Raw genomic sequence first — 20,820 nt, 5'->3', positions numbered from 1 at the left:
GAATAACTCTAGTTTTGGGTATTTAGCCAGAAGGAATGCAGTCCATCACGTACAGATTCGACGTCACGCTGCGTTCCTAACAGTTCAAATCGGTAAAGGTAGGGGACATGACACTTTTGGGAAATAATGTCTCCTGCAATCGCATAGCCCTCGCCAAAATTAGTATTGCCTGCGGCAATAACACCTCGAATAAGTAATCGATTTGATTCAATATTTAAAAACCGAATAACTTCTTTGGGGACGGCGCCTTGTGTTCCTCCTCCTCCATAGGTTGGAAGAAGTAAAACAAAGGGTTGAGTTGCGATAAGTGGTTTACCTTCATCACCTATTGATAATCGAGTAGCGGGTATCGCAAGTTTTTCAACAAAACGATGACAATTACCCGAGCGACTCGAAAAGTAGATTAATGATTGGTTTGTCATCTCAATTCCTAAGAAACTAGGCTGTTTATCATATCAGGACGAAAACCTGACCAATGTTGATCGCCAACAATGACCACTGGGACTTGCTGGTAGCCTAATCGCTTAACTAGTTCAAAGGCTTGAATATCTAAAGTAAGGTCAATAATTTGGTAAGGAATGCTTTTTCTGTCTAGGGCTTGATAGGTAGCATTACACTGAACGCAGTTGGGTTTACTATAAATGATAATCTGAGCCATGTTAGTCACCGTTTCATTTTTTGAAAGTATTAGGAAGAGTGTTACTTATGGATAAATACTATATATAGATTTAAAATTTATCAACCACACAATATATAGTGTGAATAAAATATTGAATGATAATTATTCTAATTATCAGCTAGGTTGTTATTAACATTGAGAATAAAAAATAATGCGCTTGATGGTGCAATTAATCACACTGAGAAAAAAGATTATTGCAAAGTAGAAATGACACAGTTTATAACTGTATATACATTCAGGTAATTGAATCCAACTAAGGAGATAATATGTTTCATCAATATTTAGCTTCACCGGAAAAATTTCCTAAACCGTGGATACATATTGCGGCTGATGATGTAGGGATAACCAGCCTCTATTTTGTGGATGAAAAAACGGAAAAAGAGCAAAAAAACGTGCATTCCAAGCTATGCGCTAAAGAATTAAAAGAATATTTTAGTCACAAAAGAAAATTTTTTACGGTGACATTAAATCCACAGGGAACTGAGTTTCAAAAAAAAGTCTGGCAACATCTTAGTGATATACCTTATGGCGAGCGTTGGAGCTATAAAGATTTGGCGCTAAAATTAGGTTCTGTTAATTATTGTCGTGCGGTTGGAATGGCTAATTCACGTAATCCAATTTCGCTAATTGTCCCTTGTCATCGAGTATTAGGGCACGATGGAAAGCTAGTGGGGTATACTGGAGGGTTAGATATTAAAGGTTGGTTGCTCAATCATGAGAAGTAATGTCTAAATAATTAACTCTTGACGATTTTAATGGGCGATAAAATGACCATCGATAAGAATAATTGGTCGATTTAAAGGCAATTAAACCTATAAATAATATTTTTTTGCATTTTTTATCAATTTTCGTGATCTAGGTTGTAGACAAGTTACTTAGATATCTGATGTACTGAGCATGATACATCGTGTGTCTATTTTATTTTAAAGGTAATATTTGATGTCTAAAGTTAAAGGTAACGTTAAGTGGTTCAACGAGTCTAAAGGTTTCGGTTTTATCACTCCAGAAGATGGTAGCAAAGATGTGTTCGTTCACTTTTCTGCTATTACAAGCGACGGTTTCAAAACCTTAGCTGAAGGTCAGAGAGTTGAATTTGAAATCACTGAAGGTGCTAAAGGCCCATCTGCTGTTAACGTTGTCGCTCTGTAATTTAAACAACTAAAACGAACAGCTATCAACTCGCTCTGGTTAATATCGGAGCGAGTTTTTTATTATCTAAAATTCAGTGCAAAAAGTTCGTTATTGGTAGGTAGTTAAAAAGCCTGAATGAACAGGCTTGCCCATTATTTAACTTCTTCACCCTTAGCTTGTAGATCAGCATGGTAAGAAGAGCGTACAAATGGCCCACAGGCTGCGTGGGTAAAACCCATAGCCATTGCTTCATCTTTCATTTCATCAAACTCAGCAGGGCTTACATAGCGTTTTACAGGCAGGTGGTGACGACTTGGCTGTAAATATTGTCCAAGTGTCAGCATGGTGACGCCATGGCGACGTAAATCGCGCATAACTTCGACAATTTCTGCGTTTGTTTCACCTAACCCAACCATAAGACCTGATTTGGTCGGAATGTCAGGGTGTGCTTCTTTGAATTTTTCCAGTAATTTTAATGACCAATCATAGTTTGCGCCGGGGCGGACTTGGCGATAAACCCGTGGGACATTTTCAAGGTTATGATTGAATACATCAGGTGGCGTTGCGGTTAATATTTCTAATGCACGATCCATTCGACCTCTGAAGTCGGGCACCAATGTTTCAATTTTGATATTAGGGCTTTTTTCACGAATAGCGCTAATGCAGTCAGCAAAGTGTTGAGCTCCACCATCACGAAGATCATCACGGTCAACAGAAGTGATAACAACGTAACGTAATGCCATATCTTTAATTGTTTGTGCAAGTTTTGCAGGTTCATTGGCATCTGGTGCGTTCGGGCGACCATGGGCAACGTCACAAAACGGGCAGCGGCGGGTACAAATCGCGCCTAAAATCATGAATGTGGCAGTACCATGATTAAAACATTCAGAAAGGTTAGGACATGAGGCTTCTTCACAAACAGAATGCAGGCCATTTTTACGCATGGCAGCTTTAATGCCTTGGATGCGAGTTGAGTCAGCAGGTAACCTAATTTTCATCCAGTCAGGTTTACGTAGAATCTCTTCACGTTCGGTAACGACGTTTTTGACTGGGATCAGCGCCATTTTATCGGCGTCACGATATTTAATTCCGCGTTCTATCAGAATGGGTTTACTCATAATATGCCGGTTCCAGTTATTTTTTGAGCTGATGGACAGGTTCTAATGCTTATATTTACCAGACTAGAATTATAGGTATTGATCATTCGAGTTTATAAGGATCTGTTACCTATCCATTAAAATTTATTTGAAAAATGTTAAAAAATTATAGCATTATTATTGAACAATATGAAATCCTAGTGTGTCACAGAATTGTTTAATTAGCACAGGTTGAACATCATTTAATGATGTTTCTGGAGCTAGAGCTTTAATCTGTGTCATTTTTAATTCGCTATAACCACAAGGATTTATACGATTAAAGGGTTCAAGATCCATATGGATATTTAATGCTAAACCATGAAATGAACAGCCTTGTCTTATGCGTAATCCTAAAGAACAAATTTTATCACCATTTACATAGACTCCTGGTGCATCGGGGCGCGGATAGGCTTCGATATGAAAATGAGCAAGGGTTTTCACTATAGTATTTTCAAGCGCAGTCACTAATTCACGAACGCCGATTTTATTGCGTTTTAAATCAATCATGACATACATCACTTGTTGACCAGGCCCATGATAGGTCACTTGTCCACCTCTATCACTTTGAATGACAGGGATATCACCGGGAGCGATGACATGCTCTGCTTTTCCAGCTTGGCCTTGGGTAAAAACGGGAGGGTGCTCAACGAGCCATACCTCATCACATGTATCTTGATGACGAGATTCCGTAAACTGGTGCATCGCATCAGAAACATCCTGATAAGGCGCAAGCCCTAATTGACGTATGATTATGTTTCTTTCTGACAAAGTTTTAACATCCAAGCGGTTTGTGATCCGTGATTTGTGGGCAGTATAACGCTGCAAAATTTATATCGCCAGTTTGTCTTGTTATAAATTTGTTATTTAGGTGCGGATGGCAAATTTAGATTGGACGATAATAACGAAAAAACCGAATAGCCAAGATGGTCTATTCGGTTTTTTTTAATGCCAACTAATTAAAGGACAACTTTAACGAGTTCTAATGCACCTAACTCAGTATATAAAGTTTCAACTTGTTCGATATGTGTCGCATTGATAGTTATCGATACAGAGTGATAAGTGCCTTTACTGCTCGGTTTAACTTCTGGGGAATAATCACCCGGAGCATGGCGTTGAACGACTTCTACAACCTGATCAACTAACTCAGGATGTGCCACACCCATTACTTTGTAAGTCAGCGGGCATGGGAAATCAAGCAGTTCACCTAATTTGGTTTTCATGGGCACTCCTAATTTTCGATAAATAGCGCCTGTCAGTTTAATGACAGGCTTTAAGATACCTTAATATATGGGGTTAACTTAATCTCAATTCAAGGGTTAGCTGAACCAGCGGTGGAACATCAGTTTAATGTAATCAATTAACCGACTGAAAAAGCCACCTTCTTCAACATTTTTTAAGACAGCTAACGGATGCTGCTCAACCGTTTTACCATCTAATTGGAAGCTAATCACGCCCACTTGTTGGCCTTTGGTGAGTGGAGCTTCTAATTCCGTGTTAGTTAATTCATAGCTAGCTTTCAAATCTTTCAAGCGGCCGCGAGGGATCGTCAGGAACAGATCTTCGGTCACGCCTAATTTCACTTCACTGTCATCACCAAACCATACGGGTGCTGTTGCAAATTCAACACCAGCTTGTAGTGGTTTTACTGTTTCATAGAAGCGAAAACCGTAAGTCAGCAATTTTTTACTTTCGGTATCGCGACCTTTGCTACTTTTTCCACCCATAACAACCGAAATTAAACGCATATCACCATCGGTAGCGGATGCAACTAAGTTATAACCCGCCGCATTGGTATGGCCTGTTTTGATGCCATCAACGGCTAGGCTCTTATCCCATAATAAACCATTGCGGTTGGTTTGACGGATATTGTTAAAGGTGAATTCTTTCTCTTTATAGATTTCGTATTCTTCGGGGACGTCACGAACAAGCGCTTGCCCAATCAATGCCATATCGCGAGCAGAGCTATATTGGCCATCAGCATCTAAGCCATGCACAGTTTCAAAATGGGTGTTTTTTAAACCAAGTTTGCCGACGTAGCCATTCATTAATTGAACAAAGTTAGTTTGATCCCCTGCAACATAATCTGCCATTGCGACGCAAGCATCGTTACCTGATTGCAAGTTAATGCCACGCGTCAGTTGCGCGACACTCACTCGGTCACCTGGTTTTAGGAACATCAATGAAGAGCCCTTAAAAACAGGATTGCCTGTTGCCCATGCATTTTCACTGACGGTAACCATATCATTGGCACCGATTTTTCCTGATTTGATAGCTTGGCCGATAACGTAACTTGTCATCATTTTAGTTAAGCTGGCGGGATCGCGACGTTGATCCGCATTATTTTCAGCGAGGACTTTCCCTGAATTATAATCAATTAAGATATAAGCTTCCGCATCAATATTAGGGACTGCGGGTATTGATGTATTTGGAAAAGCTTCATTTGCATTGGCAGTAGTGACAGTAACAAACAGCAGCGCAGAACCCAGTAAAGCCTGACGCGCGATGCGTGATGGGGAGACATTTTTCATGGTTGTATCATTACATCCGAAATTCGGTAAACACAAGGAGGCGCAGTGTAGCAAAAGTGCTGGGATGGATAAAAGAAGTACTTGCTTTGCGCCAATAATTTTACGTTAGTTTATACCTGTCATCTTTCAAGTTGTATGGTTTTATTGGTTATTGCCATACAACTTGAATTATGTAGAGTATATGACTCATTCTAAGGGGCAACCACCATGGATGCTTGATTTCTTTCAGATTGTAGGCGACCTTGGATTTCGACCGCTTTTTCTCTACTGGTAAATGGCCCTAATTGAACGCGATAAATACCGTTATAGGGTTGCAAACGTCCGGGTACACCAAATTGATTTTTCAAATCATTGAGCATTTTATTCGCATTATCTTGGCTGCTAATTGCACCTGCTTGGACTAAGAAACCACGTTCAGGCACTGTTTCAGTGGCTGCGGCTTGTGGTGCAGTCTCAGGCTCCGGTGTTTTCAGTGCCATATCAGGCATCGTCGGCTGCATAGGTTCACTAGGTTGTTGAACAGGCAATGCATTTTCTGGTGTAGGTAAATTTTCCATTACTGGGGTGCCCATTGGGCCTGCTCCGAGTTGTGGTCTACCTGGCAGCGCATAACTTTGCTTAATAAAATTAGAACCCACGGTTCCTGGCCCTGATAATGAACCATCTTGAGCAACTTGGATGGCATCAATTTTGATGCGTGTCGTCGGCATCAAATTTAAGCGATCAGCAGTAGCACGAGAAAGTGCAATGCTTTTACCTTGAACATAAGGGCCGCGGTCATTGACACGCACTACCATCATACGGCCATTCATCATATTGGTGATACGCACATAACTTGGTATTGGCAGTGTTGGGTGAGCGGCGGTTAGCTCAGCAGGATTAATTCGTTCACCGATAGCAGTCATATTTCCTGCGGATTCAGTGCCATAGATAGAGGCGTAACCAACTTGTGAAAACTGTGATGGGTCGCGAACAACTTGATATTGTTGACCATTACGTTGGTAGTCGCTATTTGCCGTTGGGTGATAAGGCTCATAATGAGGTTCTGCGCCAAGCACATCTTGTGTTTGCACATTTGTAGGTACATTTGTGGGTTGCTTGGGCTCTTCATTGACACAGCCCGCCAGTAGCGTGGCTGTGATGCCAAGTATAATCCATTGTAAACGCATACTAAGCCTCATATTATAAACTTTTAGAAAGAAATTTTCGGTGTGTATGGATAGACATGATAATACCGAACCCAGCCATTAACACAATCAAGGCCGATCCCCCATAACTTACAAGTGGAAGAGGAACGCCGACGACAGGTAATATACCACTGACCATACCAATATTGACAAACACGTAGACAAAAAGAATTAATATTAAGCCACCAACCATAACACGGCCAAATGTGTTTTGCGCACTTGCTGCAATATATAATCCTCTAATAATTAGAAGCATATATAGTGCAAGTAGAATTAATACACCTATCAGTCCGAGCTCTTCGGCTAATACTGCAAAAATAAAGTCGGTATGTCTTTCGGGCAAAAATTCTAGCTGTGATTGTGTTCCTTGTAACCAACCTTTCCCCATTAATCCACCAGAGCCAATTGCTATTTTAGATTGGATAATATGGTATCCGGCGCCTAACGGATCGGTTTCTGGGTCGAGTAACATCATGACGCGAGCTCTTTGATAGCCATGCATCAAGAAGAACCATAACAAAGGAATAAATGCGGCGAGCGCGACGGCCGCGACAGTGATCAATCGCCAACTCATACCGGCAAGAAAAAGAACAAACAGGCCTGAGGCTGCAACTAAAATAGACGTACCAAGATCGGGTTGTGCAGCGACGAGTAAAGTCGGTACGAAAATCAGCACTAGCGCTATCATCGTATTTTTGAATGAAGGAGGGCAAACATCTCGGTTCATAAATCGAGCAACCATGAGAGGAACGGCAATTTTTGCAATTTCAGATGGTTGAAAGCGAATAAAACCTAAATCAAGCCAGCGTTGTGCGCCTTTACTGATTTGCCCAAATACATCTACAAAAATCAATAAAATGACACAAAAAATAAATAAATGAGGTGCCCAATTTTCATACATACGTGGTGGAATTTGAGCCATAACAATCATGACAATAAAGCCAGTTGCGATTTGCCCTAACTTTCTTTCCATCATATCGACGTTTTGACCACTTGCACTCCACATAATAAAAGCACTGTAGGCGAGTAAGGCAAGTATGATCAATAACATAGGCAAATCAATGTGGAGACGCATTGATAGCGATATTTTTTTCTTATCGTCTGTCATATTATTTCATTTATCATCATAGAGTTAACGGTCTTCCTCAGCGCTAGCCTCTGAGCTTTTAACTTGCGTGGTATTATCACCTAAAAGTACATGGTCGAATATTTGACGAACAAGATCGCCTACAGCCGGACCCGCACCACCATTTTCAAGGATAATGGCTACAGCGATAGTCGGCTTGTCATAAGGTGCATAGGCAATCATTAGTTTATGGTCGCGTAAATGTTCCGAAAGCTTGCTCGCATTGTAGGTTTCATAGCTAAAGACTTGAGCGGTACCTGACTTGGCCGCAACTTTATAAGGCGTACCAATAAAGCTACGACGTCCGGTGCCGTTTGGTGCATTTGCAACGCCATACATGCCTTGTTTGGCCAGTTCCCAAAACCCAGAATGGATATCACCTATTTGCGTAGTTTCTTTATCTTCATATGGCACCATAGCATTACCTAATTTGGTACCATACAGTAAGTGAGGTGTTTTGACTTGCCCATCATTAATTAACGTCATCAATGCTTTAGACATTTGAATTGGCGTCGCAGTCCAATAGCCTTGTCCAATGCCTACAGGGATAGTATCACCTTGATACCAAGGCTTTTTATAGCGATTTTGTTTCCATTCACGAGTTGGCATTATGCCAGAATATTCTTCTAGTAGATCAATACCGGTATAGGTACCAAAGCCAAATCGCGTCATCCAGGCTGATAATCGGTCAATTCCCATGTCATAGGCGACTTGGTAAAAAAATGTATCCGCAGATTCAATGATGGATTTCATCACATTTAGTTTGCCATGTCCCCAACGTTTCCAGTCACGATAACGTTTCTCGGAGCCTGGAAGTTGCCACCAACCCGGGTCAAAAATAGTGGTGTTTGGCGTAATGACTTTTTCACTCAATGCAGCTACTGAAATAAACGGTTTAACGGTTGACGCAGGTGGATAGAGACCTTGAGTTGTTCTATTTATCAATGGCCTATCCGGGTTAGTTAGTAGTGCCTGATAATCTTTATTTGATATTCCATTGACGAACAGATTGGAGTCATAGCTAGGGTTAGAAACTAATGCAAGTATCTCACCATTACGGGGGTCTGTGACAACCACGGCGGCACGGCTGGTGGTGAGTAGTTTCTCGATATAAATTTGTAACTCAAGATCGATAGTTAAGTATATATCGCGTCCAGCCTGAGGGGGTTGCTCATGCAGCTGACGGATAACGCGACCGCGGCTGTTAACTTCAACTTCCTCATAACCTGTTTTACCATGCAATATATCTTCGTAATAGCGCTCGATACCTAATTTGCCAATATCATGGCTTGCCGCATAGTTAGGTAATAAACCTTCTTTATCAAGACGTTCAACATCTTTATCATTAATTTTAGCAACATAGCCGATAACATGGGTTAATGCAGAACCGTAAGGGTATGAGCGGCGTTGATAGCTTTTTACTTCAAGACCTGGGAAACGGTATTGATTGACAGCAAAACGAGCAACTTGTACTTCATCTAGCCGAGTTTTTAAGGCGATAGAGGTAAAGCGTCGGGAGCGTTTACGCTCTTTTTCAAAATTGGTGATATCTTCATCTGTGAGGCCAACTACATCCCTTAGTTTTTCTAAGGTATCTTGAAGGTTATCAACTTTTTCAGGGACAATTTCAAGCTGATAAAAGCTACTATTAAGAGCCAGTTGGGTGCCTTTTCTATCAAAAATAATTCCACGGCTAGGTGGGATAGGCACTAATTTTATACGATTGTCATTTGAACGAGTTTGGTAATCCTCATGACGTACGATTTGTAAGTGATACAAATTGGTGATGAGAATAGAGAGTAAAATGATAATAATGCCAAAAGCAATTAATGCCCGGCGAATAAATAAGACAGACTCAGCGGTATGGTCGCGAAAAGGGGTGTGTTGTGTTTTCATCCCATTACCATATTGAACATATTAAAACCTGACTATTCCCGATGATAAGGATGATTAGTCGTAATACTCCATGCCCGATAAAGACTTTCGGCAACAAGGACACGAACGAGAGGATGAGGTAGCGTTAGTTCAGATAGTGACCAGCTTTGTTCTGCTGCTGCTTTACAAGCAGGTGAGAGGCCTTCAGGACCACCGATCAACAAGCTAACATTACGGCCATCTTGCTTCCATTTATCTAACTGTACAGCAAGTTTTGGGGTATCCCACTTATCACCGGGAATATCGAGAGTAACGATTCGATTACCTTTACCTACCGCAGCGAGCATAAGCTCACCTTCTTTTTCTAGAATTCGCTTAATATCTGCATTTTTTCCCCGTTTCCCTGCTGGAATTTCCGTTAATTCAAACGGCATATCTTTGGGGAAACGATGGAGGTAATCCATAAAGCCGGTCTGTACCCAGTCCGGCATTTTTGTACCAACAGCAATGAGTTGTAATTTCAAACTCAGCTCCAAAGCTTTTCGAGTTCATACATGCGACGGCTTTCGTCTTGCATGATGTGCACGATAGCTTCGCCAAGATCAACAATAACCCAATCAGAAACGCCTTGTCCTTCAACGCCTAGAGGTATCAGACCATTTTTACGGCAAGCGTCAACTAATCTATCGGCTACAGACATTACATGGCGGCTTGATGTTCCTGAACAGATAATCATCTGGTCAGTAATACTTGATTTTTCATGAACATCAATAGTGATGATATCTTCAGCTTTAGCATCATCAAGTTGGTTGATTATAAATTTTTGGAGTTCAGTTCCTTGCAAAAGGTTCACCTTTTAATCAAATTGACAAAATATCATGTTAAATACAGCTTAAAGCAAAATATAGCTTATAGTAAGGCTGTGAGTGAGGGATTAGCCCCATTTAAAGCGCAGCCATTTTACCCTAGATTTTAATAAAAATCGGCTAAATTATTTTTTATTCGTCGTGGTTGGGAATTTATAGGGATATCTCGTCATTTGAGCAAGGAATTTGTATTAACTTTACAAAGTTAACCACTATTTTTATGCTCTAAACGTATTTTAGGATAAGAGGGACATTGTGCAATTAATAAAACAAAAAATTATTCTATTAGGTGAAATAAATTTTCCATCCGAACAAGTTCAGCAGTTAACAGCTTCATTTTTTGAATTAGTGCCTCAGGATATTTCGGTCGTCGGTAACGAGTTTGATGGTGTTGGTATTATTTGTAGCAGCGGTGTTTATGAGCAGCAGCGGGTAAGTTTTCCTGAAAATATGCCGATTTTGATTGATGATGAATGGCAGAGCCCTGAACATCTTGATCGATTTTTAATTCAGATTCACACCTTACTGCGATTAGCGCAATTATCACTCCATTTGACTCATCATGAAATCATTCAATTTCATAGCCGATACAAATATTTAATAATGGCATACTCGCCAAAAGGTTATCAATTAACGGGTAAAAGTGTTGCAAATATTAGCAGTAAAAGAAATGAACTTAGTCAGTTAAATAATTTTCTGATTGAATATAAAACTCAGCTAATGACCATTTTGTCGCAAACACCCGCAAGAAATATACAGATAAATGCACTGAGCCATATTCAAGGATATTTTAAACATAAGGCGACTAAAGATGAAAAAAAACACCTATTATGTTTGATTGATGAGTATAGAGAAGGGAATATATCCCTAAATTTACCTTTGGCTATGCTACGACAATTACTGAATCAATATCCAGATAATTATTTGAGTGCTCAATATTATTTTGAACCGTATCCAAACTGCGAACAGGTCAGAGAGTTACCCTATTTCTGATACAAATGTTGTTGCTTAATATAGTTCATGACCGCTTCTGGGATTAATTCATTACATGATTTCTCTGAATTCAAACCCGCGCTTAAATTTTGACGTATTTCAGTGGCTGAAATGTTGACGAGAGGTGTGTCGGCTAAAAAGATATAACCATGGGGAGTATGGCGTAATTGGTCTGGGTTTTCCGTTTTATGTTGCTGTAGCCAATTTTGCATAATGGGATCGGAAAAATGGGTCGCATAACCGGGGCGTGAACAAACCAATAAATGACAGTTATCTAATAACTTGTCCCACCCATACCATGTATGAATTGATAGTAACGAATCTTGACCAATAATGAAGGCAAGAGGTTGCCTTGGGCCCAATTCTTGGCGAAACGCAATTAAAGTTTCAAGGGTGTATGATGGCGAATTTTTTTCGAGTTCACGAGTGTCAATAGTAAATAAAGGATTGCCTTGAATCGCTAATCGCACCATTTCGAGCCGCTGTATTGGGCTAGCTTCAGGCTGGGGGCGATGAGGGGGGACATGATTTGGTAATAAAATGACTTTTTGCAAATTGACTTGCTTAGCAAGTGCTTCAACCGGACGTAAGTGCCCATAATGAATGGGGTCAAAAGTTCCACCAAATAACGCCTGAAGGCCTTGCTGATTATTTGTCATCATTAGTTTGCCAATCGTCTTATCTGTAGATTATGAAAGTGTACGAGTTATGACAGCTTATAAATTATGAATGAAGTTTTCTGCCAGTGCTTTGCCGCATAATAACATGGATAAAGTCTGAAGGTCGGGCCATGCAGAATGGCTGAAATCTTGTTTGATATGTATTTCAGCTTGGGTGAGTAATTTTAATGCTGATTGTAATTGTTGCAAACTCAAACGTTGCAATGCTTCACCTAATAGCCCACGACGGTTTTGCCAGACCTTGTGTTGATCAAACAAGGTTTTTAGCGGCGTGACCTTTGATTGACGTTTTAAGGTAATCAGTAATAGTAGTTCACGTTGAATAGAACGAAGAAGAATGACAGGCTCGACATCTTCTTGTCGAAGTTGTTCTAAAATGTGCCATGAACGACGAGATTTTCCGGCTAGCAGTGCATCAACCCAATGGAATGGGGTAAAATGAGCGGAGTCATTAACTGCATTTTCAACGCGGGGGTAGGTTAATTTACCATCGGGGTAAAGTAATGATAACCGTTCGAGTGCTTGAGCTAGCCCGAGTAGATTGCCTTCGTAGCAATAACATAATAGTTGATTTGCTTCAGTATCTATTGTTAGTTGCATGCTGTAAGCACGCTTAGATACCCACTGAGGTAGCCGTTGATATTCAGGTGTTAAACAACTGATATAAATACTATCTTGGCTAATGGCTTTAAACCAAGCACTATTTTCTTGTGCTTTAGTGAGTTTATGACCACGTAAGATTAACAGCAAATCAGGGTGAAGTAGCTGAGCTAATTGAATTAGCTTTTCCGCCATCGCTGCATTAGCCCCATTTTCAGGTAAAAATAAAGTGAGTGTTTGACGGCTAGTGAATAAGCTAAGTGCCTGACAGAGGCTAAAAATCTCATCCCAGTCAGTATTTTGCTCTAATGAAAAGACAAAATGTTCTTCAAAGCCTTGTAGTTGTGCCGCTTTACGAATGGCATCTTGGCTTTCTTGAATAAGAAGGGGCTCATTGCCCCAAATTAAATAGCGGCCTCTAAGAGACTCTTGCAACGAAGAGGCCAGCTGTTCAGGATAAATACGCGTCATTATGGTGTAGAAACTGGCTCAGCAGCTTTGGCTTTCGTTTTTTCAAGCTCGGCCGTATGAACAACCAACAATTTACGGACTAAGATACGTGCGGCTTGTTGCTGCATTTCTTGTTTAACCAATTCATTTTCAGCATCTTTTGCAAGCGCTTCTAATGGGTTATCAAAGAAGGTTCGTTCAACCTGACTTTGTATCGGATAAATTGAGCCATCTGGCATTAATACTTGCGCATTCATGACAAAAGTCAGTTGTTTCTCCGCAGCCTTACCATCTTGATAAATCGACACTGTTTCTGTTTTTTCAGATGACGTTGTAATTTTCAAAATAGGTACACTTGCACTACCATTTTCAAGGATTGTGACGTTATTTAGTCTAAGTTGTTCCCTTAATGCTCTGGTGAGATAGCTATAAGGATCACTTGAACTCAGTTGTAGCGTTTTCAATTCTTCAGGAATTTGCGTAGTTCCTTGTAGACGAAAACCGCAACCTGCGGTGACTAGCACCGACAGGCTTAATAGTAAAGTTATCAGATAACGCACCTGGCCTCCTTATCAGCCAACAACTAAGTTCAGTAATTTACCTGGAACATAAATAACTTTGCGAATATTAACGCCTTCGAGGTATTTTGTAACGCTGGCCTCTTGTGATGCCATTTCAAGAACGAAATCTTGATTAGCATCTGCAGGGACAGTGATACGGCCGCGAACTTTACCATTAACTTGGACAACAACCAGTTTGGTGTCATCAATCATGGCTTTTTCATCGGCAATAGGCCACTGAGCAAAATCAATATCTTCATTATGACCAAGTGCTTGCCACATTTCGAAACAAGCGTGTGGGATAATTGGTGATAGCATTAATGTAATTGCTTCAAGTGACTCTTGGATCAGGGCACGATCTTGCTCTGTTTCTTGAGGTGCACGGACTAATTTATTCATGAATTCCATGACAGCAGCAATCGCAGTGTTAAATGCATAGCGGCGACCCACATCGTCAGTCACTTTAGCGATAGTTTTATGTAGGTCACGACGTAAATCTTTTTGTTCAGCTGTCAATGTACTGATATCTAAAGGTTGTGTTACGCCTTTTTGTGAATGTTCATGGACTAGGCGCCAGACACGACGCACAAAGCGGTTTGCACCTTCAACGCTCGATTCTTGCCACTCAAGGGTTAACTCAGGTGGAGCTGCGAACATCATAAATAAGCGAACAGTATCAGCACCGTATTTTTCAACCATCAACTGTGGGTCAATACCATTGTTTTTAGATTTAGACATTTTGCTCATACCGGTATAAACCAGTTCATGGCCTTCACTGTCTACTGCCTTAATAACACGATTTTTTTCATCACGTTCAACGATAGCATCTGCCGGTGAAATCCAAACTCGATGACCATCACTGCCGGTATAGTAGAATGCATCCGCAAGTACCATGCCTTGGCACAGCAAGCGTTTTGCTGGCTCATCAGAGTTAACTAATCCTGCATCACGCATTAATTTGTGGAAGAAACGGAAATACATTAAGTGCATGATAGCGTGTTCGATACCACCAATATACTGATCTACTGGCAGCCAGTAGTTTGCAGCCGCAGGATCTAACATGCCTTCTTGATGTTGTGGACAAGTATAACGTGCATAGTACCAAGATGATTCCATGAAGGTATCAAAGGTATCTGTTTCACGTAGAGCCGGTTGTCCGTTAATCGTGGTTTTTGCCCACTCAGGATCGGCTTTAATTGGGCTAGTAATGCCGTTCATGGTGACATCTTCAGGCAGAATAACCGGAAGTTGGTCTTCTGGAACTGGAACGACAGTGCCGTCTTCCAATGTTGCCATTGGAATTGGTGCGCCCCAATAACGTTGACGTGAAACGCCCCAATCACGTAAGCGATAGTTAACTTTACGTTTGCCAACACCAATAGCGACCAGTTTATCGGCAATTGCATTAAAGCCCGCTTCATTGCTTAGTCCGCTAAACTCACCTGAATTGATCAGGGAATTTTTTTCTGTCATTGCTTCTTGTGACAAGTCTGGCTCATTGTCATTTGCATCCGCAATAACGCCTTTAATTGGCAGATTGTATTTATGCGCAAATTCCCAGTCACGTTGGTCGTGAGCAGGAACGGCCATTACCGCGCCAGTGCCGTATTCCATTAAGACAAAGTTTGCGACCCAGATAGGCAGTTTTTCTTGCGTTAATGGGTGGATAACATAAAGACCAGTCGCCATGCCTTTTTTATCCATCGTTGCCATTTCTGCTTCGGCAGTTTTGGTATTACGGCATTCATCAATAAATTTAGCAAGTTCAGGATTGTTAGCTGCACCTTCTTGTGCCAGAGGGTGGCCTGCGGCAACAGCAACATAAGTTGCGCCCATAAAGGTATCTGGACGAGTGGTATAAACGGTTAAAGTTTCATCACGATCGGCAACATTAAAGGTAATGTCAGTTCCTTCAGAACGACCAATCCAGTTGCGTTGCATCGTCTTAACTTGTTCAGGCCAATCTTCCAGTTTATCCAGATCGTTAAGTAGCTCTTCTGCATAATCGGTGATTTTAATGAACCACTGCGGAATTTCTTTACGCTCAACAGGGGTATCACAGCGCCAGCAGCAGCCGTCAACCACTTGTTCATTCGCTAAGACGGTCAGGTCGTGTGGACACCAGTTAACCGCTGAGGTTTTTTTATAAACTAAGCCTTTTTCATATAGTTTAGTAAAGAACCATTGTTCCCAGCGATAATACTCAGGTGTACAAGTCGTGACTTCACGGCTCCAATCATAACCAAAGCCCAACATTTTCAGTTGGCCTTTCATGTAATCGATATTGGCATAAGTCCAAGGTGCTGGTGCCGTATTATTTTTAACTGCGGCGCCTTCAGCAGGCAGGCCAAATGCATCCCAACCAATAGGTTGAAGTACATTTTTGCCTAACATTCGTTGGTAGCGAGAGATAACATCACCAATGGTGTAGTTACGCACATGGCCCATGTGTAGTCGGCCAGAAGGGTAAGGTAGCATGGACAGGCAGTAGTATTTCTCTTTGCTGTTGTCTTCAGTCACTTTAAATGTTTCTTTTTTATCCCAGTGACTCTGTACTTTAGGCTCTATATCTTCTGGACGATATTGTTCTTGCATGGCACCGATAATCCTATGGCGAGTAAAGGCTACAACAAAAGTAGCGTTAATTTCTTTTCTATGAATGAGATCGCTATAGCATAACGGATCATGCCCAATAACAACAAGCCTTAAGCAACGTTGCCTGTCATATTTTAATTATTGAATTATCTATTTATCATTTTATGGTCTAAACGACACAGTACCATAAACGTTAGATGATAGGGGGATGGATTGATATTATAGGCTTTTATGTTGTAGTGGTGTTTAAATAAACACCACTACAATGAATAATAATTAATTATAGTTAAAGATTAATTAATGCAAAATTTTAGCAAGGAAATCTTTGGCGCGGTCCGTTTTTGGATTAGCAAAAAAGTCTTCTTTTTTACTGTCTTCAACAATTTTGCCTTCATCCATAAAGATAACGCGATTAGCGACTTTTTTAGCAAAGCCCATTTCGTGAGTAACCACCATCATGGTCATTCCTTCATTCGCTAGCTCAACCATTACATCGAGTACTTCGTTGATCATTTCTGGATCAAGTGCCGAAGTTGGCTCATCAAATAGCATTGCAATAGGGTCCATGCACAGAGCACGAGCAATGGCGACACGTTGCTGCTGACCACCGGATAATTGTGAAGGGAATTTATTTGCATGGCTTGATAAGCCTACTCGCTCAAGTAGCTTTAACGCTTTTACTTCCGCTTCTTTTTTATTTCGATTTAACACCTTAACTTGTGCCAGTGTTAAATTTTCAATAATAGATAGGTGCGGAAAAAGTTCAAAGTGTTGGAACACCATGCCGACTTTAGAGCGGAGTTTTGCAAGGTCAGTCTTCTTACTATTGACTTGAATGTCATTAACAAAGATTTCACCCTGTTGAATGGGTTCTAAACCATTCACTGTTTTTATTAATGTGGATTTACCAGAACCAGATGGGCCACAAACAACCACAACTTCGCCTTTTTTGACTTCAGTTGTGCAATCAGTGAGCACCTGAAATTGGCCATACCATTTGGATACATTTTTCAGGGTTATCATGAAACAGTCCTTTTCTTAAGATAATTCACTAACATGGAAGCGCCAAAACTGAAAATAAAGTACACCAGACCCGCAAATAATACCATCTCTACCTGTGTCCCATCACGCTCACCTATATTGGTAGCGGTGCGGAAGAAATCAGTCAAACTCAATACATAGACGAGTGATGAATCCTGAAACAACACAATGCCTTGAGTTAGTAGTAACGGTACCATGGCTTTAAATGCCTGAGGTAACACAATCAGCCTCATGGTTTGCATATGTGTCATACCAAGTGCGAGTGCTGCTGAAGCTTGCCCTCTAGAGATACTTTGAATACCTGCACGAATAATTTCGGAGTAATAGGCTGCTTCAAAAAGGGAAAAGGCTATCATTGCTGAAATTAAACGAATATCATTTTTTGGAGATAAGCCTAGAACATTTTGTAATAAGGTAGGCACGATTAAATAAAACCATAGCAATACCATGACAAGAGGGATTGATCGGAAAGTGTTTACATACAGCGCTGCAAACCAACGAATAGGGGCAAAACGAGATAGTCTCATTACTGCAAGTACAGTTCCCCATAAAATCCCTACTACGATTGCAGTTATAGTAATTTTGGCAGTTACAATGAAGCCATCAATCAAAAATGGCATACTTGGTGCTATTGAGCTCCAATCAAAATCATAAATCATCTTATCGCCCTCCTAGTGTGCCAGGTAAGCGAACTTTACGCTCAAGCAAAGTCATTAAAATCATAATGACAACGTTGATACCGACATAACCTAATGTAATTGCAGTGAATGATTCCCATGCATGAGCGGAGTAATCAAGCAATTTTCCTGCTTGCGCAGCCATATCCACTAATCCAATTGTTGATGCAATGGCTGAGTTTTTGACTAAATTCAGCATTTCGGATGTCATAGGTGGCAAAATAACCCGATAGGCATTTGGCAGTAATACATAGCGATAAGTTTGAGGCAACGTTAACCCCATCGCTAAAGCTGCGTTTTTTTGCCCTCTAGGTAGAGATTGAATGGCAGCACGAACTTGTTCGGTCATTCGAGCAGCGGTGAACAAGCCAAGGCATAGCATCGATGAGAGGAAAAACTGGTAATTCGGGTCTAATTCCATCTTAAACCAATCGCCAATAGATTTTGGTAAAAGTTCAGGAACCACTAAATACCAAGTAAAGAATTGAACGATTAACGGGACATTACGGAATAGTTCAACGTAGGCGGTGCCTAAGAAAGATAAAAAGCGATTAGGTACGGTACGTAAAATACCAAAGAAAGAGCCGACTAAAAACGCAATAATCCATGCGCAAATAGAAAGCGTAACAGTAACTTCAAAGCCAGATATTAGCCACCCTAAGTAGGTGGTATTCCCAAACGGGGCTTCCTGTAGGAAAATCCCCCAATTCCAATCGATAGACATAATCTCACTTCCTGTGGGCAATTAGATTGTCCCGAATACTGTGAAGAGGATGCAAGGCGGGAACGACCGCCTTGCAACTCTTACTTCAGTAACACCCTGTTTGTCTTTTTATTAGTTTAATGCTTTGTCATTTGGTGATTTGAATAGCGCTTTCATTTCATCAGACAAGGTAAATTTCAAATTAAGATTTTTAGGTGGAATTGGTTGGTTAAACCAACGGTCAAAGGATTTTTCTGCTGTACCTGATGTTTGAGCTTTTGCAATGGTCTCATCGATAAGCGCTTTGAATTGCGGGTCGTCTTTACGCAACATACAGCCATAAGCTTCTTCTGTTTGCGGTTTTCCTACAATTTCCCACATTTCAGGTTTTTTCGCTTTAGCGCGCTCACCGGCAAGAAGTGCGTCATCCATCATAAATGCAACAGCACGACCTGATTCTAAAGTACGGAATGAATCGCCATGATCTTTCGCACTGATAATGCGCATTTTCATGTTCTTTTCATCGTTGAGTTGATTAAGCAGAATTTCAGAAGTGGTTCCTGAGGTAACAACCACATTTTTTCCGGCTAAATCAGCAAAGTCTTTAACACCAGAGTCATTTTTTGTTAGTAAGCGAGTACCTACTACAAATATGGTATTAGAGAATGCGGCTTGTTTTTGTCTCTCTAAGTTGTTTGTGGTTGAGCCACACTCGAAGTCAAAAGTTCCATTTTGAAGCAAAGGAATTCGATTTTGTGAGGTAATAGGAATAAGTTTGACGTCTAAGTCAGGCATGTTGAGTTTCTTTTTCACAGCATCAACGATTTCGTTTGAGTAATCCTGTGAATAACCGACAACTTTTTGGCTGTTATCGTAGTAAGAGAACGGAACTGATGACTCACGATGACCAACAACAATCACGCCATTGTCTTTAATTTTTTTCAAAGTACCGTTTAATTCGTCTGCTTGAACTGCGCAGGTAGCACCCAAAATCATCATTGATAATACAAGCTTACTTATACGCATAATTACTGCTCCTTTAGAACATCGGTGTATAACTGTTATATTTCAATTTGTAGCCTTTGGGGCCGCAATTTGAATTATTTTGGCTTTGTTATGTTGTGTTTGCTGATGTTTCGCAGATTTATAAATACTGCAGTCATCGGCTATATGTTTTATTATTGTTAAAAAGTAATTAAATTTGTTAAATAATGAAAATGAATTGTTTCAAATTCGGGAGCCATCTCGCATATTATTTGGGCAGTTTTTGAATTACTGCACTAATATGGTGAGTAAGTGCCTTAAATTGATAGTCATGCACTGACAAAGTGCAAATTATCCTCACTTTTTGTTTTCTAATGTTCATGTTGCAATTACTGTGCCTAAATTTAGATAAAGATAGGAATAAAACTAAATAAAAATAAGGCGTATTTGTAAAGTTAGATGATGCCACTTGTGCCTGGTGTTTTGCTGTGTAAGATGTAGCCTGTATTTAGCTTATAGATAAGTAACTTGCATAGATTGATGATTTGAAATAAAAAGCAACGAATGATTGTAATTTCAGGAAAGTAAATAGAAAAAACGCATGAACAGACATTTTAAATTAGGCAATGGATTAGTATTACTCGCCTGTCTGATGGTATTGGTTTGCATGAATCAACGAGCCGTCGGAGAACGTCTGTTCGCCCATTTTTTTGTAACAACGCCTGTTGTGCAAATGTCATCGACTGCTGAATCTTCTTTTTCCTATACTGAACAACAAAGTCAAAGTGACTCAAATCTTTCAACCTGTGAGCTCAGCGCTAAATCATTAATGACATTGATACCTGCGGTCATTGAACCTTTTTTCTTTGTGTTTCTTTCTTTGGCTGCATTAGCTATTTTTTGCACTAACCTATTTATACATAGAGCAAATCGTGAAGAGAAACATGCCCCTCCCAGAGTCCGGCGCCACTTACAGTTTTGTAATCTTCGGAATTAAAAAACCACGATT

Annotated in this window: 23 protein-coding genes; 4 read left to right on the top strand and 19 right to left on the bottom strand. The window is 40.4% G+C overall.

Annotated features, from left to right (window positions below; translation table 11 throughout):
• Positions 1-8: 8 nt before the first annotated feature.
• Together nrdI and nrdH are read right to left on the bottom strand one after the other, a co-directional pair.
• Positions 9-422: a class Ib ribonucleoside-diphosphate reductase assembly flavoprotein NrdI gene (gene nrdI, locus AAZR93_RS09130; protein WP_434719604.1), complete on the bottom strand. Its 414-nt coding sequence runs from the start codon at positions 420-422 to the stop codon at positions 9-11.
• Between the two features lie 8 nt (positions 423-430).
• Entirely contained in the window at positions 431-658 is a 228-nt protein-coding gene (gene nrdH, locus AAZR93_RS09125) for a glutaredoxin-like protein NrdH (protein WP_294105042.1), read from the bottom strand.
• 287 nt (positions 659-945) lie between these two features.
• Between nrdH and AAZR93_RS09120 the strand changes: the two genes are divergently transcribed.
• Together AAZR93_RS09120 and cspE are read left to right on the top strand one after the other, a co-directional pair.
• Positions 946-1,404 carry a methylated-DNA--[protein]-cysteine S-methyltransferase gene (locus AAZR93_RS09120; RefSeq protein WP_434719603.1) on the top strand — a complete coding sequence of 153 codons (459 nt, stop codon included), beginning with the start codon at positions 946-948 and terminating at the stop codon, positions 1,402-1,404.
• 214 nt (positions 1,405-1,618) lie between these two features.
• The gene (cspE, locus tag AAZR93_RS09115) at positions 1,619-1,828 is read left to right on the top strand and encodes a transcription antiterminator/RNA stability regulator CspE (protein WP_294105038.1); all 210 of its coding nucleotides are present in this window, start codon (positions 1,619-1,621) and stop codon (positions 1,826-1,828) included.
• A 134-nt stretch (positions 1,829-1,962) separates the two neighbouring features.
• Here cspE and lipA read toward each other — a convergent pair whose 3' ends face one another.
• The 9 genes from lipA to rsfS all read right to left on the bottom strand — a co-directional run bounded on the left by lipA (position 1,963) and on the right by rsfS (position 10,515).
• Entirely contained in the window at positions 1,963-2,928 is a 966-nt protein-coding gene (lipA, locus tag AAZR93_RS09110; RefSeq protein ID WP_294105036.1) for a lipoyl synthase, read from the bottom strand.
• Between the two features lie 156 nt (positions 2,929-3,084).
• A complete protein-coding gene (lipB, locus tag AAZR93_RS09105) occupies positions 3,085-3,648 on the bottom strand; it encodes a lipoyl(octanoyl) transferase LipB (protein WP_434719657.1) in 564 nt (187 codons plus the stop codon).
• A 254-nt stretch (positions 3,649-3,902) separates the two neighbouring features.
• Positions 3,903-4,166: a DUF493 family protein YbeD gene (ybeD, locus tag AAZR93_RS09100; RefSeq protein WP_294105031.1), complete on the bottom strand. Its 264-nt coding sequence runs from the start codon at positions 4,164-4,166 to the stop codon at positions 3,903-3,905.
• 96 nt (positions 4,167-4,262) lie between these two features.
• Entirely contained in the window at positions 4,263-5,474 is a 1,212-nt protein-coding gene (gene dacA, locus AAZR93_RS09095) for a D-alanyl-D-alanine carboxypeptidase DacA (RefSeq protein ID WP_294105030.1), read from the bottom strand.
• A gap of 191 nt (positions 5,475-5,665) precedes the next feature.
• Complete coding sequence (rlpA, locus tag AAZR93_RS09090) at positions 5,666-6,643, bottom strand: endolytic peptidoglycan transglycosylase RlpA (protein ID WP_294105029.1); 978 nt, start codon at positions 6,641-6,643, stop codon at positions 5,666-5,668.
• Between the two features lie 13 nt (positions 6,644-6,656).
• Positions 6,657-7,769, bottom strand: coding sequence for a peptidoglycan glycosyltransferase MrdB (gene mrdB / locus AAZR93_RS09085; protein WP_434719602.1), 1,113 nt, complete (start codon positions 7,767-7,769; stop codon positions 6,657-6,659).
• Positions 7,770-7,793: 24 nt separating this feature from the next.
• Positions 7,794-9,683, bottom strand: coding sequence for a peptidoglycan DD-transpeptidase MrdA (gene mrdA, locus AAZR93_RS09080; RefSeq protein WP_434719601.1), 1,890 nt, complete (start codon positions 9,681-9,683; stop codon positions 7,794-7,796).
• 32 nt (positions 9,684-9,715) lie between these two features.
• On the bottom strand, positions 9,716-10,186 hold the full coding sequence (gene rlmH / locus AAZR93_RS09075; protein WP_294105023.1) for a 23S rRNA (pseudouridine(1915)-N(3))-methyltransferase RlmH: 471 nt from the start codon (positions 10,184-10,186) through the stop codon (positions 9,716-9,718).
• Between the two features lie 2 nt (positions 10,187-10,188).
• On the bottom strand, positions 10,189-10,515 hold the full coding sequence (gene rsfS / locus AAZR93_RS09070) for a ribosome silencing factor (protein WP_336429695.1): 327 nt from the start codon (positions 10,513-10,515) through the stop codon (positions 10,189-10,191).
• A 268-nt stretch (positions 10,516-10,783) separates the two neighbouring features.
• On the opposite strand from rsfS, the gene AAZR93_RS09065 reads away from it, so the two are divergent.
• A complete protein-coding gene (locus tag AAZR93_RS09065; protein WP_434719600.1) occupies positions 10,784-11,521 on the top strand; it encodes a YbgA family protein in 738 nt (245 codons plus the stop codon).
• Here the strand turns inward: AAZR93_RS09065 and nadD are convergent.
• From nadD to AAZR93_RS09025, 8 genes are all read right to left on the bottom strand, one after another.
• Positions 11,512-12,180, bottom strand: coding sequence for a nicotinate-nucleotide adenylyltransferase (nadD, locus tag AAZR93_RS09060; protein ID WP_434719656.1), 669 nt, complete (start codon positions 12,178-12,180; stop codon positions 11,512-11,514). The genes AAZR93_RS09065 and nadD overlap by 10 nt on opposite strands.
• A gap of 57 nt (positions 12,181-12,237) precedes the next feature.
• Positions 12,238-13,272, bottom strand: coding sequence for a DNA polymerase III subunit delta (gene holA, locus AAZR93_RS09055; RefSeq protein ID WP_434719599.1), 1,035 nt, complete (start codon positions 13,270-13,272; stop codon positions 12,238-12,240).
• Positions 13,272-13,811, bottom strand: a complete 540-nt coding sequence (lptE, locus tag AAZR93_RS09050) for an LPS assembly lipoprotein LptE (RefSeq protein WP_434719598.1) — start codon at positions 13,809-13,811, stop codon at positions 13,272-13,274. The genes holA and lptE overlap by 1 nt, the downstream gene beginning before the upstream one ends.
• Before the next feature lie 12 nt (positions 13,812-13,823).
• The gene (leuS, locus tag AAZR93_RS09045; protein ID WP_434719597.1) at positions 13,824-16,406 is read right to left on the bottom strand and encodes a leucine--tRNA ligase; all 2,583 of its coding nucleotides are present in this window, start codon (positions 16,404-16,406) and stop codon (positions 13,824-13,826) included.
• A 297-nt stretch (positions 16,407-16,703) separates the two neighbouring features.
• Positions 16,704-17,429, bottom strand: a complete 726-nt coding sequence (locus tag AAZR93_RS09040; RefSeq protein ID WP_294105015.1) for an amino acid ABC transporter ATP-binding protein — start codon at positions 17,427-17,429, stop codon at positions 16,704-16,706.
• Positions 17,426-18,103, bottom strand: a complete 678-nt coding sequence (gene gltK / locus AAZR93_RS09035) for a glutamate/aspartate ABC transporter permease GltK (protein WP_336429712.1) — start codon at positions 18,101-18,103, stop codon at positions 17,426-17,428. Before gltK ends, AAZR93_RS09040 begins: the two co-directional genes overlap by 4 nt.
• Positions 18,104-18,107: 4 nt before the next feature.
• Positions 18,108-18,848: an amino acid ABC transporter permease gene (locus AAZR93_RS09030; protein WP_434719596.1), complete on the bottom strand. Its 741-nt coding sequence runs from the start codon at positions 18,846-18,848 to the stop codon at positions 18,108-18,110.
• Positions 18,849-18,959: 111 nt separating this feature from the next.
• On the bottom strand, positions 18,960-19,853 hold the full coding sequence (locus AAZR93_RS09025; protein ID WP_434719595.1) for an amino acid ABC transporter substrate-binding protein: 894 nt from the start codon (positions 19,851-19,853) through the stop codon (positions 18,960-18,962).
• Between the two features lie 559 nt (positions 19,854-20,412).
• Here AAZR93_RS09025 and AAZR93_RS09020 point away from each other — a divergent pair.
• Positions 20,413-20,808, top strand: a complete 396-nt coding sequence (locus tag AAZR93_RS09020; protein WP_294105012.1) for a metal resistance protein — start codon at positions 20,413-20,415, stop codon at positions 20,806-20,808.
• Positions 20,809-20,820: the final 12 nt, after the last annotated feature.

The sequence above is a fragment of the Providencia sp. Je.9.19 genome, from assembly GCF_051129765.1.
In the GTDB taxonomy this organism is placed as follows: domain Bacteria; phylum Pseudomonadota; class Gammaproteobacteria; order Enterobacterales; family Enterobacteriaceae; genus Providencia.
Note: the sequence above shows the minus strand (reverse complement) of the source record. Positions and strands in the feature narration are given on the sequence as shown.

Bases quoted from the DNA above. Each gene is read 5' to 3' on its own strand.
- nrdI (WP_434719604.1), bottom strand. From the start codon at position 422: ATGACAAACCAATCATTAATCTACTTTTCGAGTCGCTCGGGTAATTGT.
- nrdH (WP_294105042.1), bottom strand. From the start codon at position 658: ATGGCTCAGATTATCATTTATAGTAAACCCAACTGCGTTCAGTGTAAT.
- AAZR93_RS09120 (WP_434719603.1), top strand. From the start codon at position 946: ATGTTTCATCAATATTTAGCTTCACCGGAAAAATTTCCTAAACCGTGG.
- cspE (WP_294105038.1), top strand. From the start codon at position 1,619: ATGTCTAAAGTTAAAGGTAACGTTAAGTGGTTCAACGAGTCTAAAGGT.
- lipA (WP_294105036.1), bottom strand. From the start codon at position 2,928: ATGAGTAAACCCATTCTGATAGAACGCGGAATTAAATATCGTGACGCC.
- lipB (WP_434719657.1), bottom strand. From the start codon at position 3,648: ATGCACCAGTTTACGGAATCTCGTCATCAAGATACATGTGATGAGGTA.
- ybeD (WP_294105031.1), bottom strand. From the start codon at position 4,166: ATGAAAACCAAATTAGGTGAACTGCTTGATTTCCCATGCCCGCTGACT.
- dacA (WP_294105030.1), bottom strand. From the start codon at position 5,474: ATGAAAAATGTCTCCCCATCACGCATCGCGCGTCAGGCTTTACTGGGT.
- rlpA (WP_294105029.1), bottom strand. From the start codon at position 6,643: ATGCGTTTACAATGGATTATACTTGGCATCACAGCCACGCTACTGGCG.
- mrdB (WP_434719602.1), bottom strand. From the start codon at position 7,769: ATGACAGACGATAAGAAAAAAATATCGCTATCAATGCGTCTCCACATT.
- mrdA (WP_434719601.1), bottom strand. From the start codon at position 9,683: ATGAAAACACAACACACCCCTTTTCGCGACCATACCGCTGAGTCTGTC.
- nadD (WP_434719656.1), bottom strand. From the start codon at position 12,180: ATGACAAATAATCAGCAAGGCCTTCAGGCGTTATTTGGTGGAACTTTT.
- holA (WP_434719599.1), bottom strand. From the start codon at position 13,272: ATGACGCGTATTTATCCTGAACAGCTGGCCTCTTCGTTGCAAGAGTCT.
- leuS (WP_434719597.1), bottom strand. From the start codon at position 16,406: ATGCAAGAACAATATCGTCCAGAAGATATAGAGCCTAAAGTACAGAGT.
- AAZR93_RS09040 (WP_294105015.1), bottom strand. From the start codon at position 17,429: ATGATAACCCTGAAAAATGTATCCAAATGGTATGGCCAATTTCAGGTG.
- AAZR93_RS09030 (WP_434719596.1), bottom strand. From the start codon at position 18,848: ATGTCTATCGATTGGAATTGGGGGATTTTCCTACAGGAAGCCCCGTTT.
- AAZR93_RS09025 (WP_434719595.1), bottom strand. From the start codon at position 19,853: ATGCGTATAAGTAAGCTTGTATTATCAATGATGATTTTGGGTGCTACC.
- AAZR93_RS09020 (WP_294105012.1), top strand. From the start codon at position 20,413: ATGAACAGACATTTTAAATTAGGCAATGGATTAGTATTACTCGCCTGT.